General features: G+C 72.0%; 13 protein-coding genes. 3 read left to right on the forward strand and 10 right to left on the reverse strand.

Features of this window, described 5'->3' with window-relative positions; genetic code table 11:
• The 5 genes from RB614_RS13725 to RB614_RS13745 form a co-directional block, all read right to left on the reverse strand.
• Positions 1 to 597, reverse strand: a complete 597-nt coding sequence (locus RB614_RS13725; protein ID WP_308712848.1) for a GTP-binding protein — start codon at positions 595 to 597, stop codon at positions 1 to 3.
• On the reverse strand, positions 578 to 889 hold the full coding sequence (locus tag RB614_RS13730) for a DUF742 domain-containing protein (RefSeq protein WP_428983003.1): 312 nt from the start codon (positions 887 to 889) through the stop codon (positions 578 to 580). Before RB614_RS13730 ends, RB614_RS13725 begins: the two co-directional genes overlap by 20 nt.
• A gap of 82 nt (positions 890 to 971) precedes the next feature.
• On the reverse strand, positions 972 to 1,394 hold the full coding sequence (locus tag RB614_RS13735; RefSeq protein WP_308712850.1) for a roadblock/LC7 domain-containing protein: 423 nt from the start codon (positions 1,392 to 1,394) through the stop codon (positions 972 to 974).
• A 39-nt stretch (positions 1,395 to 1,433) separates the two neighbouring features.
• Entirely contained in the window at positions 1,434 to 3,908 is a 2,475-nt protein-coding gene (locus tag RB614_RS13740; protein ID WP_308712851.1) for a sensor histidine kinase, read from the reverse strand.
• A gap of 145 nt (positions 3,909 to 4,053) precedes the next feature.
• The gene (locus tag RB614_RS13745) at positions 4,054 to 5,634 is read right to left on the reverse strand and encodes a prenyltransferase/squalene oxidase repeat-containing protein (protein ID WP_308712852.1); all 1,581 of its coding nucleotides are present in this window, start codon (positions 5,632 to 5,634) and stop codon (positions 4,054 to 4,056) included.
• Between the two features lie 83 nt (positions 5,635 to 5,717).
• Here RB614_RS13745 and RB614_RS13750 point away from each other — a divergent pair, with 83 nt between their 5' ends.
• Complete coding sequence (locus RB614_RS13750) at positions 5,718 to 6,623, forward strand: terpene synthase family protein (protein WP_308712853.1); 906 nt, start codon at positions 5,718 to 5,720, stop codon at positions 6,621 to 6,623.
• Here the strand turns inward: RB614_RS13750 and RB614_RS13755 are convergent.
• Both RB614_RS13755 and RB614_RS13760 read right to left on the reverse strand, forming a co-directional pair.
• Positions 6,605 to 7,972, reverse strand: a complete 1,368-nt coding sequence (locus RB614_RS13755) for a cytochrome P450 (RefSeq protein WP_308712854.1) — start codon at positions 7,970 to 7,972, stop codon at positions 6,605 to 6,607. The two genes, RB614_RS13750 and RB614_RS13755, sit on opposite strands and share 19 nt — an antisense overlap.
• Before the next feature lie 289 nt (positions 7,973 to 8,261).
• Positions 8,262 to 8,795 carry a hypothetical protein gene (locus RB614_RS13760; protein ID WP_308712855.1) on the reverse strand — a complete coding sequence of 178 codons (534 nt, stop codon included), beginning with the start codon at positions 8,793 to 8,795 and terminating at the stop codon, positions 8,262 to 8,264.
• A 126-nt stretch (positions 8,796 to 8,921) separates the two neighbouring features.
• Here RB614_RS13760 and RB614_RS13765 point away from each other — a divergent pair, with 126 nt between their 5' ends.
• Together RB614_RS13765 and RB614_RS13770 are read left to right on the forward strand one after the other, a co-directional pair.
• A complete protein-coding gene (locus tag RB614_RS13765) occupies positions 8,922 to 10,148 on the forward strand; it encodes a GNAT family N-acetyltransferase (protein WP_308712856.1) in 1,227 nt (408 codons plus the stop codon).
• Positions 10,149 to 10,167: 19 nt separating this feature from the next.
• The gene (locus RB614_RS13770; protein ID WP_308712857.1) at positions 10,168 to 10,527 is read left to right on the forward strand and encodes a hypothetical protein; all 360 of its coding nucleotides are present in this window, start codon (positions 10,168 to 10,170) and stop codon (positions 10,525 to 10,527) included.
• Positions 10,528 to 10,693: 166 nt separating this feature from the next.
• Here the strand turns inward: RB614_RS13770 and RB614_RS13775 are convergent, their stop codons facing one another.
• From RB614_RS13775 to RB614_RS13785, 3 genes are read right to left on the reverse strand one after another with little or no spacing between them, the layout of a single operon-like run.
• Positions 10,694 to 11,161 carry a ribose-5-phosphate isomerase gene (locus RB614_RS13775; protein ID WP_308712858.1) on the reverse strand — a complete coding sequence of 156 codons (468 nt, stop codon included), beginning with the start codon at positions 11,159 to 11,161 and terminating at the stop codon, positions 10,694 to 10,696.
• A 13-nt stretch (positions 11,162 to 11,174) separates the two neighbouring features.
• Positions 11,175 to 12,086 carry an alpha/beta hydrolase gene (locus tag RB614_RS13780; protein WP_308712859.1) on the reverse strand — a complete coding sequence of 304 codons (912 nt, stop codon included), beginning with the start codon at positions 12,084 to 12,086 and terminating at the stop codon, positions 11,175 to 11,177.
• Positions 12,083 to 13,282 (reverse strand): DUF1015 family protein, encoded by a 1,200-nt coding sequence (locus RB614_RS13785; RefSeq protein WP_308712860.1) that lies wholly within the window; start codon positions 13,280 to 13,282, stop codon positions 12,083 to 12,085. The genes RB614_RS13780 and RB614_RS13785 overlap by 4 nt, the downstream gene beginning before the upstream one ends.
• Positions 13,283 to 13,405: the final 123 nt, after the last annotated feature.

The following is a 13,405-nucleotide window of genomic DNA, read 5'->3' on the forward strand; positions in this document are numbered from 1 at the left end:
CTACCCCGCCAGGGCCGCCCCCGCCTTGGTCATCGCGTGCTGCATCAGCGTGATCAGCACGTTCTTGCCCGAGGAGGTCTCCCGCGCGTCGCAGAGCAGCAGCGGCACGTCGGGGTCGAGGTTGAGGGCGAGCTTGACGTCCTCGACCGTGTACCGCGGCGCGCCGTCGAAGCAGTTGACCGCGACGATGAACGGGGTGCCCCGCCCCTCGAAGTAGTCGATCGACGGGAAGCTCTCCGCCAGCCGGCGCGTGTCGGCCAGCACCACGGCACCCACCGCGCCCATCGACAACTCGTCCCAGACGAACCAGAAGCGGTCCTGCCCGGGTGTGCCGAAGAGGTAGAGCACGACCTCCTCCGAGATCGTGATGCGCCCGAAGTCCATCGCGACGGTGGTCGTGGTCTTCGCCTCCACGCCGGAGGTGTCGTCGACGCCCACGCTGGCCTCGGTGATCACCTCCTCGGTGCGCATCGGGCGGATCTCGCTGACCGCGCCGACGAGGGTGGTCTTGCCGACTCCGAAACCGCCAGCGATCAACACTTTGATCGCCATCGGGATGCTGGCGTCCGTCGCCTCCTCAGAGAGAGCGGAGCCCATTGATCACCGCCTTGAAGATCCGCTCTGGGGGCATGTGACTGGTCGGTTGGGGCTCGCGGGCCAGGATGTATCCCTTGTCGAGCAGATCGCCGAGCAGCACGCGCACGATCCCGAGCGGGAGCGTGAGGTGGCCGGCGACCTCCGCGACGGACAGCGGGCGCTGAGCCAGCCGCATGATCGTGATGTGCTCGGGCTGCAGCCCGGCCGCGAGCGAGGGGACCGACCGGGTGGCCACGATCAACGAGATCAGGTCGAACTCGCCCCGCGTCGGCGCGGTGCGACCACGGGTCATCGCGTACGGCCGCACGACCGGCCCGGCCTCGTCGTCGTGCCAGACCTCGTCGTCCGGCGTATGCGTCGTAGGGTCCAAAGGGTCACCTCCCGTCGGGCGGGCTCACGGCGGACCGCGAGGGCGTGGTGAGGAACTGGCCCACCCGGGTCACGAGCATCGCCATCTCGTACGCCACGAGCCCGACGTCGGCGTCCTCCGTGCCGATCACGGCCAGGTTGGCCCGCTGGCCGGCCGCGGTCACGAAGAGGAAGAGCGTGTCCATCTCCACGATGGTCTGCCGCACGCTGCCGCCCTTGAACTGGCGGCCGGCGCCACGGGCCAGGCTCTGGAATCCGGACGCGACCGCCGCGAGATGCTCGGCGTCCTCGCGGGTCAGATCCCGCGAGGCGGCTATGAGAAGGCCGTCCGCGGAGAGCACCACGGCCTGCTTGACCTCGTCAACCCGCTCGACCAGGTCGTCCAGCAACCAAGCCAGGTCACTGACGGAACTTGTCGTCTGGGCCACTTGTCGACCTCTTTCTGCGCTGTACGTGCCGAGCGGGGGTTATGCGGTGGGCTCGGTGTCACCGGTCGAGGCTGACCGATCCGGCTCGGCCGGCGGCGGCGGGGTCTCCGCGTTGAGCTGCCGCTCCGCCTCGGCGCGGCCGCGCCGGGTAGCCGACTGGTAGGACGACATCATGCTGCGGGTCTGCTCCGGCGTACGCGGTGTGGACGCCGGCGGCTGCGCCTCGGGGGCGGGCGGGGTCTGCCGCAGCGGCGCCGCGAGGCTCGCCTGGCGCACCCGCCACGGCAGGCCGGACGGGGTGAGGGTGACCGCGTCGCGCGGCGGCTCGGCGTGCCCGCTGCCGTTGGTCGCCGCCCCATCCGTCGCGGCCGTGGCCGGCGGCCGGCCGGCGCTGGGCAGCTCGTTGTCGCCGCGCCGCTCGGGTGGTGGTGGCGTGACCCGGGCGCGGGCGATGATCGGCGCCGGCGAGACGGGCGCCTCCGGCTGCGGGGCGATCGCCGTCGGGGGCGCGGGCGGGGCGGTGACCGGGGCGTCCGGAACGGAGTCGGACGTGGACCGCAGCGACTGGTACGCGCGCACGCGCCGGCGCTCCTCGGCGGGGACCTCGACTTCCGGCGCCGCCTCCTCGGCACTCTCCGGCGCTTCCTCCTCCTCCGACTTGTCGGAGACGACCAGCGTGGACGGGATCAGGACGATCGCCATCGTGCCGCCGTACGGCGAGCGGCGCAGGCGCACGTCGATGCCGTGCCGCTCGGCGAGCCGGCCCACCACGTACAGGCCGAGGCGAGCGGTGCTGGAGAGGTTGAACTCCGGCGGGTTGCTGACCAGGTCGTTGGCGGCGTCGAGCTCCTGCTCGCTCATGCCGAGGCCGCGGTCTTCGATCTCCACGACGAAGCCGTTGGCCACCTTCTGCCCGCCGACGTTGACCATCGTGTACGGCGGGGAGAACGAGGCCGCGTTTTCGATCAGCTCGGCGAGCAGGTGGATCACGTCGCTGACCGCCCGGCCGGAGAGCGACGCCACGTCGATCGGCAGCACGGAGACGCGGGTGTAGTCCTCCACCTCGGCGACCGCGCCCCGGACCACGTCGACGAAGGGCACCGGGTTGCGCCACCGGCGGCCCGGCACGGCGCCGGAGAGCACGATGAGGTTTTCCGCGTTGCGCCGCATGCGGGTGGCCAGGTGGTCCACCTTGAACAGGTCGGCCAGCTCGTGCGCGTCGGTCTCCCGCCGCTCGATCTCGTCGAGCACCTTGAGCTGCCGGTGCACCAGCGCCTGGTTGCGGCGGGCCAGGCCGAGGAAGAGGTCGCGGACCCCGTTGCGCAGCTCGGCCTGGTCGACGGCGGCCCGGATCGCGGTCTCCTGGACCGCGTTGATCGCCTGGCCGACCTGGCCGATCTCGTCGTTGCCGAACGTCAGTGGTGGAGCCTCGGCGACCACGTCGACCTTCTCACCCTGGCGCAGCCGCTCGACGACGCTCGGCAGCCGGGCGTTGGCCAGGTCCCAGGCGGCGTTGCGGAGGCGCTCGAGCTGGCGCACCAGCGCGCGGGCCGTGGTGATGGACATGATGATCGAGGCGATCAGCGCTACGAGGCCGAGACCACCGGCCAGGCCGAGCCGGACCACGACGCCGACCGCGGCGGGCGTCGCCCGCTCGACCGTGTCGTCCACACCGGCCTCCACCATTTCGGTGAACGAGGAGAGCAGCGGGTCGACCGCGCCGCGCCAGGCGACCGCGTTGACCGGGGGCCGGCCGCCGCCGGTCTCGCCCATCAGCCGGTCCTCGTACGTCGTGAACTGGCGCATGGCCGCGCTGTTGATCAAGTCGTTGTAGCGGGTCGCGTCATCCGGATGCAGCTCGGGCACGGCCTCCGTGCGCAGGAACCGCTGGGTGCCGGAGAGCTGGACCAGCCGCGCCCGCTCGCTCTCGGTCATCCGGCCGGCCGCGAGCGCGCCGCTGACCAGCGCGTCCTCCTGCGAGATCACCTCGCGGGCGCGGGTCAGCTGGACCAGCGTGCGGCCGTCCTTGGCGATCTCCTGGTCGTCCAGGCCGGCGAGGGAGCCGAAGACCCGGAAGCTGGCGTCGATCATGCCGGTGAACGCACTGGACGCGCCGTCCCGGCCGATCCGGCTGGTGTTGATCGCCTCGCGTGCCGAGTCGAGCTCCTGGAGCTCGTCGAACAGCTCGTCGATGCGCTGCTCGGCGGCCTCGCTCGCGGCCAGCCGCACGTCGGTGTCGCCGGCCAGCTCGGAGAGCTTGGCCCGGGCCTCGTCGGTCCGCGCGCGCTGGGCGTCCAGCTCGGTCCGCTGTGCCCGCGGCCCGCTGCCGAGGTAGACCACCGAGAGGCGGCGCTCCTGCTGCAACGCGAGGATCAGCGAGTCGGTCGGCCGGCCGTACTTTTGGTCGAGGGTGCTCACCCACAGGAGGTTGAGACCGTCACGGGTCGTCACGAACGCCGCGAACGCCCACAGCGCAGCGAGGGATAGGAGGAGTGCGAAAACCTTGATCCTCACGCGTGAACTGCGGGAACTCATCACACCTGCCCGGGTTGGAATCCTCGCCCGATTCATCGAGAATGCTCAACGGCGCGTAACACTGGCACCGACGGCACCCGAGGGACCGTAGCAGTGTCCGTTACGTCACTCAAGGCCAGGTGTGTTAAGCCTGTTGCGCGCTTTCGAGCCGTTCGACGAGTGTCCATACCGCCGGCTTGCGGCTGGCAAGGTGAAGAGCTGCGAGTATTTCTGCTCGGATGATGGCAACGGGTACGTACAGGTCCTTGTCGTGCCACAGTGGAGGATGCGGCTGCCGACCAAAGGTCGCCCGTAAGTATGAATAGCCGCGTGCGGCCGCCCACGGTGCCGCACTGTCCGCTCCACCGGCGGTCAACAGCAAAATCTGTAATGCGTACGCCGTCTCCTCGGGCGTGCCCTCCCAGCGGCCCCACGAGCCGTCCGCGCGCTGGGTGCCGACCACCCACTCGCGGGCCCGCGCCACCGCGGCGGCGGCGTGCGGGCCGGTGCCGTAGCGGTGCAGCGAGACAGCACAGCAGGCGGTCGCGTAATAGGGCGACGCGTGCCATTTGTCCACCCAGGCTCCCACAGTGGACTGCTGGCCGGCGAGCCACAATGTCACCTTTTCTATCGCCCGCGCGTACCTCTCTTTAAGTGACGGCGTCCGGATCACTTGCTCCCCCAGCGCGTCCAGTACATGGGCGTTGGCGCTCGTGGAGGCGGTCCGCTCGCCGTGCCAGGTGACGAAGTGGGTGTCCGTCTCGTACGCCGACAGCGCCTCCAGCCCGCGGTCGTCGCCCCAGCGGGCCAGCGCCAGCAGTACCGCCGACGTGGTGTCGGCGTCCGGCGGGAGGCCGGCCCCGCCCGGCGTACCGCGCTCGTCGAGGTGCTCGGCCATGCCGGTGAGCAGCTCGGCCGGTACGGCCACCTCGACACCGGCGCGAGCGAGCGTGTTGAGGACCCAGGCCCGCTCGAACTGGGTGACCGGCACCACGCTCGGCACCGGCCCGCCGTGCCGCGCGACGATGGCCTCGAGGTAGTCGACCGCCCCGCCGGTGGCCCGGTCGCCGGGCGGCCCGCCGAGCCAGGCGGCCGTGGCGGCGGGTGACGCGCCGACCGTGCCCCGGGGTCCGGGCTGGACGGTCGCGGCCGCCCGGGCGGCGTCGCCGGCCACTTCGAGCGAGTGCAGCAGCTTGGTCGGCACCGCCGCGCCGGCCCCGACCGCGGAACGGATCTTCGCGAGGCGCGGCCCGTCCGTCCCGTCCGGAACGGGCAGGCGGGCGCCGTACCCGGCGTCACCCCGTTCGAGGTGGTGGTTGATGGACGCGATGAGCGCCGGAACGATTATCTCGATCGCCGGAGTGTCCGGCATGGACAGCCGGGGTCCGCCGGCCAGCCGGCGAAAGAGCACCGCCAGCCCTTTCGCCGCCACGTCCCGGAAGCGGCCGTCGCCGGCCCCGAGCAGCGCGTCCGTCGCGCTCAGCGTGGAGACCAGCGCGTACTCCTCCGGGGTGCCCCAGGCGCCGTCCGCGCGCTGGGTCGCCGCCAGGAACTCCATCCGCCGCTCGTGCCCGGTCAGCCACGGCGCCAGCGCGACGAGCCGGCCGGTCTCGTAGACCGACGGGGACAGATACCCCCACGACTCCTTGGTCAACTGCCCGATCAGTTCATGGGCGGCGGCGGCAATGCCGGTACCGCCGCCCGAAAGGCTCTCTTCGGCGTCCACTTGAAAAATTCTCGCTTTCGCTCGATCAAAACGGCTTCGGCACCCGGACAATGGAATACCGGAAAGTATTGAGAGGAGTCGAAGTGGGAAAACTCACAGTGGACGCGGCCGGCGCACTGTCCGCAGTGGATTCCGGTCGTGTTTCCGCAGTGGCGGGGCAGGCCCAACGGGATCTGCAAGCGTACGCCGCTCGATACCCCGCCCTCTTTCCCTCGAATCCCTTCGATCCGGCCCTGTACAGCACCGTGGCACTGGCAAACGCTTTCTGTGGCCCGTGGTTCAGCGCCGACGAGCTACGGGTCGCCAACCGCGCCACGCTCTGGGCCTTCGCACTCGACTGGCAGATCGACTATCTGGCGCGGTCCCATGCGCAAGTGGCGGAAATCGTGCGGCGCTGCCTGGCGGTTGTCGACGGGACACCAGCGGAAGAAGACGATCTGTTGGGACAGTTGCTGGCCGACATCCTGTCGACGATCTCCGCAGCACCCGCGTACCCAGCGCTCCGCCCGGCCTGGCGGCTGGAGTTTCAACGGATGGTCGAAGCGATGGCCCGCGAATGGGAGTGGCAGGCCAGCCGGGAGGCCGGCGACACCGCCGCGCTGCCCACCTTCGAGGACTACCTCGACAACGCGGACAACATCTGCTTCTCATTCGTGTTCCTCTCGCACTGGGTCAGCACCAGCGGGCCGCCACCCGTCGCCCGGGCCGGCGAGGTGTTGGCCGCCGGGCGAAAGGTGCAGGAGGTGATCCGGCTGCTCAACGACCTCGGCACGTACGACCGGGACGTGACGTGGGGCGATCTCAACCCGATGATGCTCGGCGTGACCCGTGACGGCGTGACGGAGCGGATCGGCGTACTGGTGGCGGAAGCGCTGGCGCTCCTGCGGCCGCTGCACGCGGAGCAACCGGAGCTGGCGGCGTTCCTGGAGCGGTACATCGGCTTCAACAAAGGCTTCTACGGCCTCACCGACTACTGGGGCGACCTGTAGGAGAGCATCACCTCCACCCGGCCGCGCGGGCGCAGCGTGGCCGCCGCCTGCGGTACGACCGGCGCCGAGTCGCGCAGGCGCACCCGGTAGCGGCTGAGCATGATGGCGACGATCAGCTGGGCCTCCACCATGAAGAAGTGGCTGCCGAGGCACTGGTGGGCGCCGAGGCCGAAGGGCACGTACGAGGAGGGGACGCGGCGGCCGGACCGCTCCGGCGAGAAGCGCTCCGGGTCGAAGTCGTACGGCCGCTCCCAGTACCGCTCCATCCGGTGCGTCAGGTACGGGCTGGCCAGCACCGTGCTCCCGGCCGGGATCTCAACCCCGCCGACGACGTCGGTCTCCTTGGCCGACCGCGGGATGACCCAGCCGACCGGGTAGAGCCGGAGCAGCTCCTGGAGGACCTGCTTGGTGTAGACGAGCTTCGGCACGTGGGCCGGGCCCGGCTTGCCGTCGCCGATCACGCGGTCCACCTCGTCGTACACCCGGGCGGCGATCTCCGGGTGCCCGTCGAGCACCACCCACAGCCAGGTGAGCGTCACCGCGGAGGTCTCACTCGCCCCCGCGAACATCGCCACGACGTCGTTGCGGACCAGCTCTTCGTCGAGCGGGTCGCCGTTTTCGTCGCGGGCCCGGCAGAGCAGGGAGACGAGGTCGTCGCCGGTCGCGCCGTCCCGCTGGCGCTGGCGGACCAAGGGGGTCACGATCGAGTCGGCCAGCCGCACCGCCCGCATGAACGCGCCGTCGCCGGGCAGCGGCACCGAGTCGGGTACGAACGGCAGCAGCAGCCGCGGCCCGATCGAGGTGAAGCCGGCGGTCACCGCGTGCCCGAGCCGGTCGGCGTCCGCTGTGGACATCCCGTCGCCGATGAAGACCCGGATGAGCGCCCGGTGGATGATCCGGGTCATCTCCACCCGGGTGTCGATCGGCTCCTCGCGCCGGGCGTACGGGTCGAGCTCCTCCACCGCCTCGGTCAGCGCCGCGGTGAGCTCGTCCATGATGGTCGCCACGTTGCGGGCCGAGAAGACCGGGAGCATGAGCTGGCGGCTGCGCGCCCAGTCCGGGCCGTCCATGCCGAGGCCGTTGCCGAAGAGCCGGCGCAGCGGCTTCCACAGCATGCCGTCGCGCACGTAGTTGTCGGCGCGGTCGCGCAGCACGTGCTGCATGTCCTCGGGGCGGCTCACCAGGTACGGCCGGTGCAGGCCGAGGTCGAGCTGGACCACCTCGCCGTCGGTGTCCCGGCCGATCTCCTCGAAGGCCCGCAACGGGTTTCTAGCGAGAGCGGGAAGTGTACGGTATATCGGGATGCGACGCGCTTTTCCGGTACGCGAAGCATCGACGTCCGACGACATGGTGGTGACCCCCTCAACCCCCGTCCGTGACGCCTTGCACTCTTAGGATCACTCAAAGCGATCTAGAAGTACCGCACGTGGAAGTTGTTTGAGCACTCACTCAAACATCAGACATTTCGGACCATCGATGCTCATCGCGACGTTGATCAGGGATTTTGCGGCGTGACAAGCTGGCCGCCATCCCCTCGAAACCCCTCATCAACGGGGCTTCCGGCGCACCCGAGGTCGGGCGTTGCGCAGGCCGATGGCGCCGTAGCCCAGAGTGGCCTTGCCGGCGCGAAGCGTGAACTCAGAAGAGCCCGCGCACCCAGTTGACGATGTCCATGACCCACTCGGTCTGGCGCAGGTAGGCGATGCCGACGCCGACCAGGAAGATCGCGGTGACGAGGTGGGCGCCGCGTGCGCTGCGCCGGACCCGGCCGAGCTGGCGCTCCAGGATGACCTTGCCGACGAGCCGGCAGAGCGCGAACAGGCCGGCCGCCACGCCCAACGACAGGACGAACGTGAGCACCGGGCTGACCAGGTTGCCCCGGGTGGAAATCGCCCAGATGCCCCAACAGACGAACGCGACCAGACCGCCGAAGAGCGTCCACCCGCTGCCGATCCGCCACTGGCCCCGGCGGTAGCCCTGCGGGGCCCACCTCGGGTCCGGCTCGGCCTGCGGCCACCCCGTGGCGGTCGGCTCGTGCGGCGCGGCCGGCGTGCCCGGCGCGGTCGCCCTCGGCTGGACCTGGGCCACCCCCCGCTGGTACGACTGCGGCAGCGGCGCCTGCGGCGGCAGGTCCACCGTCCGCTCGGCCCATGGCTGGGTCGGGTCTGCCATGATCTCCTCCCCCCGAACTGGGTGGGCCCGGCAGAGCCGGGCGAGCCCGGCCGGAACCTCATAGTCGAGGGTAGCCAGGCCGCAAACCGGTCGCCGACCCCCTAGGGCATGGGCTACACAGAACGCATGACGGACGACCTCCCCCTCCGCCCGGCCACGCCCGACGACTTCCTGAAGGCCTCGACCCTGCTGTTCGGCCTCTTCCACCGCGCCCTCGACCAGGAGGAGCAGGACCTCGACCGGCGGGTCTGGGAGGCCGACCGGACGCTGGTCGTCACCGACGCAGACGAGGTGGTCGGGCACACGTTCGCCGCCGCCCGCGACCTCACCGTACCGGGCGCGGTCCTGCCCGCCGCACACGTCACCGGCGTCGGCGTCGCCCCCACCCACCGCAGGCGAGGGCTGCTCACCCGCCTCATGCGGCGCCAGCTCCGCGACCTTCGCGACGCCGGGCGGGAGCCGCTCGCCATCCTGTGGGCGAGCGAGGCGCGGATCTACCCCCGTTTCGGGTACGGGCTCGCTTCCACCCGGCTGGAGCTCAGCATCGACACCCGCGAGGTGAAGCTGCCGGCGGCCACCGCCGGGGGCCGGCTCCGCGCCGGAAGTCCGGCCGATCTCTACCCCGAGCTGACCAAGGTGTACGACACGTTGCGCCCCGAGCGTCCGGGCTGGTCCAGCCGAACCGACGAGTGGTGGGCACAGGTGCTCGCCGACTCCCCGGGCCGCCGCGAGGGCGCCACCGAGCGGCGGGCCGTGGTGCACGAGGGCGAGGGCGGCGTCGACGGGTACGCGCTGTGGCGCTCCAAGAGCGGCTGGAGCTCCACCGGCCCGAACGCCACGGTGCACGTGAGCGAGATCGCGGCCGCCGACCCGGTGGCGTACGCGACGCTGTGGCGCTTCCTGCTCGGCATCGACCTGGCCCGCACGGTCACGTACGGGTTCGCGGCCGTGGACGACCCGCTGCTGTACCTGGCCAGCGACATCCGCCAGCTCGACACCCACTTCGCCGACGGCCTCTGGGTACGCCTGCTGGACCTGCCGGCGGCGCTGGCCGCCCGGCGGTACGCGACGGACCTCGACGTGGTGTTCGAGGTCGGCGACCCGCTGCTGCCGGAGAACGCCGGCCGCTGGCGCGTCGCGGGCGGCCCGCCCGGGGCGACCTGCGAGCGCACCTCGGCCGAGGCCGACCTGGCCTGCGACGTCACCGACCTGGGCGCGGCGTACCTCGGCGGCACCTCGCTCGCCGCCCTGGCCGCCGCGGGACGGGTACGCGAGCTGCGCCCCGGCGCCCTCCACCGGGCGAGCACCGCCTTCGGCTGGTACCGCCAGCCGAGCGCGCCGGAAATCTTCTAGGACCTGTACGGTCGAGCGCATGGCGGATCCTGAGCGCAGGCGGCGCCGGTTGCGGCAGGGGGTGGCGGGGCGGCCGGCCCGCCCGCGTCCCCCGGACGACTACCGCGAGCCGCCCGACCCGGACGCGGCGGCCTCGATGGTGACCTCCGAGGTGCTCGACCCCGATCCGCCGGCCCGGCCGCCCGACGAGCGGGAGACCGAGCGCGGGCTGCGCGGCCTGGTCGGCTCCGGGTCGTCGCAGGTGGGCATCAGCGCCGCGATGCGCGCCCGCGACGCGGCCCGGCCGACCGACGCCGACCTGGCCGAGGCGCAGGAGCGGCTGATCATCGTCCGGCGCGGCTGGGTGCCCCGCGACGACCCACCTCGCGGCGCCCGCTAGCCGGCGCCCCGGGCCGGGCCGGGGATTTTGCCAACCGCGCAGGGTGAGGCCGCGGGAATGCACCCCAAGAAAACGCTCCGCTGCGCTCCACGTTTCCCCGGGGACCCCGCGCAACGGTCTGGACCACGACGGACGTCGCGGTAGCTCTATGTCTCGGAAAGATTCTTCAGGGCAGGGCCGGCAGCTCGCCGGTCTCCTCGTAGGTGGCGACCTGCTTGATCCGCCGCGCGTGCCGCTCGCTGCCGGAGAACGTGCTGGTCAGAAACGCCTCCACGATCGCCGTCGCCTCGTCGATCGTGTGCTGGCGGGCGCCGATGGCGACCAGGTTGGCGTCGTTGTGCTGGCGGGCGAGCTGGGCCGTCTCGACGTTCCAGGCGAGGGCGGCGCGGGTGCCGGCGACCTTGTTGGCCGCGATCTGCTCGCCGTTGCCGGAGCCGCCGATCACGATGCCGAGGCTGCCCGGGTCGGCGACCACGCGAGCGCCCGTGTGCAGGCAGAACGCCGGGTAGTCGTCTTCGGGGTCGAACGCGTGGGGTCCGACGTCGACCGTCTCGTACCCCTGCTTGCCGAGGTAGTTGACGAGGTGCACCTTCAGCTCGTAGCCGGCGTGGTCGGCTCCCAGGTAGACGCGCATACCGGGCAGTCTGTCAGGCGGTCAGTGCGGCCCGCAGACCGGCCGCCACCTGGTCCGCCGCCACGCCCGCCGCGTCGAAGAGGGCGAGCTTGCGGACCCACCCGTGGTTGACGCCGAGGTACCGGGCGACCACCGCCGGCACGCCGGCCGCGAGGAGCGCCTCGCCGTACCGCTCGCCCTCGTCGCGGAGCACGTCGTACTCGGCGGTGAGGATCAGCGCGGGCGGCAGGCCGGCCAGGTCGGCGGCGAGCGGCGCGATGTCCGGGCTCTCCCGGTCGCCGGCGTCCCCGAGGAACATCGCCCAGAAGAGCGCCATCGCCGTCGACTCGAGGCCGTAGTCGCTGAGCTGCTGGTACGACTCGGCGGCCATCGTCGGGTCGATCACCGGGTAGATCAGCACCTGGTAAGCCAGGGGCGTGCCGGCGTCCCGCTGCCGCCGGGCGAGCACCGCCGCGAGGTGGCCGCCCGCGCTGTCACCGCAGACCGCGATCCGGGTGGCGTCGACGCCTTCCGCCTCCCGGCGCAGCCACCCGAGCGCGGTCTCGGCGTCGTCGAGCGCGGCCGGGTACGGGCACTCGGGCGCGAGCCGGTAGTCGACCGAGAGCACCGCGCAGCCGGACCGGTCGGCGATCCGCCGGCAGAGCCCGTCATGGGTCTCCAGGCTCCCCATCACCCAGCCGCCGCCGTGCAGGAAGAGCACGACGGGGGCGCCGGGCACGGGCACGTACAGCCGGCACAGCACCCCGTCGGCGTCCACATCGGACACATGGGCGATCGGCATCGGCGGGCCGCACTCCACCTCGACCGCGGCCACCATCGCGTCGCGCGTGGCCACCAGCTGGGCCATCGGGTCGGCCGCGATCTGCTCCTGGGTCGGCCGCGGCCGGGCGGCCAGCGCGGCCGCCACCTGTGGGTGCAGCTTCATGCCAGCTGGGCCAGGACGAGGCCGCCACGGGCCTTCGGGGTAAACCAGGTGCTCTTGCGGGGCAGCTTCTGCCGGGCCAGGTTGACCGAGACGAAGTCGTCGACGGTCACCGGCGCGATCAGGATCGCCAGCTCCGCCCGCCCGGCATCGACCTCGCCGGCGAGCCAGCCGGCCGGGTAGTCGCCCCCCACGTACGTGATCCGCTTGTCGCCCGGGTCGAGCCCCAGCGCGTCGCGGAGCACGACCCGTTCGACCAGCGCGTGGTCGAGGTTGTCGACCGCGCTCGCGCCCGGCGTCGGCGGCAGCGCCACCGCGTACGTCTCGCCGCCCGCATAGAGCCGGACGGTGCCGCCCGCCGCCGGGACGGCCGGTGGGCCGGCCTCCGCGCGCACCTCGGCGCCCGCCGCGCGGAGCCGGTCGAGCAGCTCGGGTACGGGCACGGTCAGCTCGCTGACCAGCCGGTTGTACGGCTGGATGGTGACCGACTCGGGCGTGGTGACCACGGCCAGGAAGAGCGGGAGCCCGGCGGTCTGCGCGGCGAGGCTGCGGTGGTTGCCGTCGGCCACGACGAGCTCGCCACCGCCGGCCAGCGCGGTCAGCTCGTCCTGCTCCGGACCGGGGCCGACCAGCCACACCGCGTGCGTACGGCCGGCCTGGTCGAGGTCGGTGGCCGCCGGGGCACCGGCCCGGTCGGTCGCCCCGGCCAGCGCCGCGTGCAGGTCGTCGCCGCGGGCGGTCTGCAGCAGCAGCACGGGCGAGAGGAGGTGGCCGGTGGCCCCGGCGAGCGCCACCCGCTCGCGCACCTTCTCGATGAAGACGTCTTCGTTGCGGATCACCAGGCCGGGCTCGTCGGCGCTGGTCGAGATCTGCTCGGTGTCGACCATGGCGAAGATCCCGTACGCCGGCGCCTCGCCCGGCGCGGTGATCCGGTAGAGGGCGATGACCTGCTCGGCGGGGGTGTAGCTGCCGTCCGCCTTGGCTTCGGCGAGCCGCTCGACGGCGGCCGGGAGCGCGTCGGCGAAGCCGCTGCCGAGGCTCTCCGGCGCCCGGTGCGGCATCTCGACGGCGAGGGCGCTGTGCGGGTTGTCGGCGATGATCGAGGTGATCTCGGCGTCATCGGCGAACTCGTCGTAGTTTTGCGCGCCGGTGCCGCCGGTGGTGATCCAGGCCCGGGCGATCGGGTGCACGATCGTCATAGTGCGTGACGGTACCGTCGCACTTGGGTGTGACGACCGACACCCTGAGGGCGTCCCGCCCCGTGATCGAAGCTCCCTCGAAGTCGTTCTAGCGCCTTGGCGGGAGCTTCGATCACGGGGGTG

Origin of the sequence: Phytohabitans maris (assembly GCF_031085175.1) — a bacterium.
GTDB lineage: Bacteria > Actinomycetota > Actinomycetes > Mycobacteriales > Micromonosporaceae > Phytohabitans > Phytohabitans maris.

Excerpts from the sequence above, each read along its gene's own strand:
- RB614_RS13725 (WP_308712848.1), bottom strand. The coding sequence starts at position 597 with ATGGGCTCCGCTCTCTCTGAGGAGGCGACGGACGCCAGCATCCCGATG.
- RB614_RS13730 (WP_428983003.1), bottom strand. The coding sequence starts at position 889 with ATGACCCGTGGTCGCACCGCGCCGACGCGGGGCGAGTTCGACCTGATC.
- RB614_RS13755 (WP_308712854.1), bottom strand. The coding sequence starts at position 7,972 with ATGTCGTCGGACGTCGATGCTTCGCGTACCGGAAAAGCGCGTCGCATC.
- RB614_RS13760 (WP_308712855.1), bottom strand. The coding sequence starts at position 8,795 with ATGGCAGACCCGACCCAGCCATGGGCCGAGCGGACGGTGGACCTGCCG.
- RB614_RS13765 (WP_308712856.1), top strand. The coding sequence starts at position 8,922 with ATGACGGACGACCTCCCCCTCCGCCCGGCCACGCCCGACGACTTCCTG.
- RB614_RS13770 (WP_308712857.1), top strand. The coding sequence starts at position 10,168 with ATGGCGGATCCTGAGCGCAGGCGGCGCCGGTTGCGGCAGGGGGTGGCG.
- RB614_RS13775 (WP_308712858.1), bottom strand. The coding sequence starts at position 11,161 with ATGCGCGTCTACCTGGGAGCCGACCACGCCGGCTACGAGCTGAAGGTG.
- RB614_RS13780 (WP_308712859.1), bottom strand. The coding sequence starts at position 12,086 with ATGAAGCTGCACCCACAGGTGGCGGCCGCGCTGGCCGCCCGGCCGCGG.
- RB614_RS13785 (WP_308712860.1), bottom strand. The coding sequence starts at position 13,282 with ATGACGATCGTGCACCCGATCGCCCGGGCCTGGATCACCACCGGCGGC.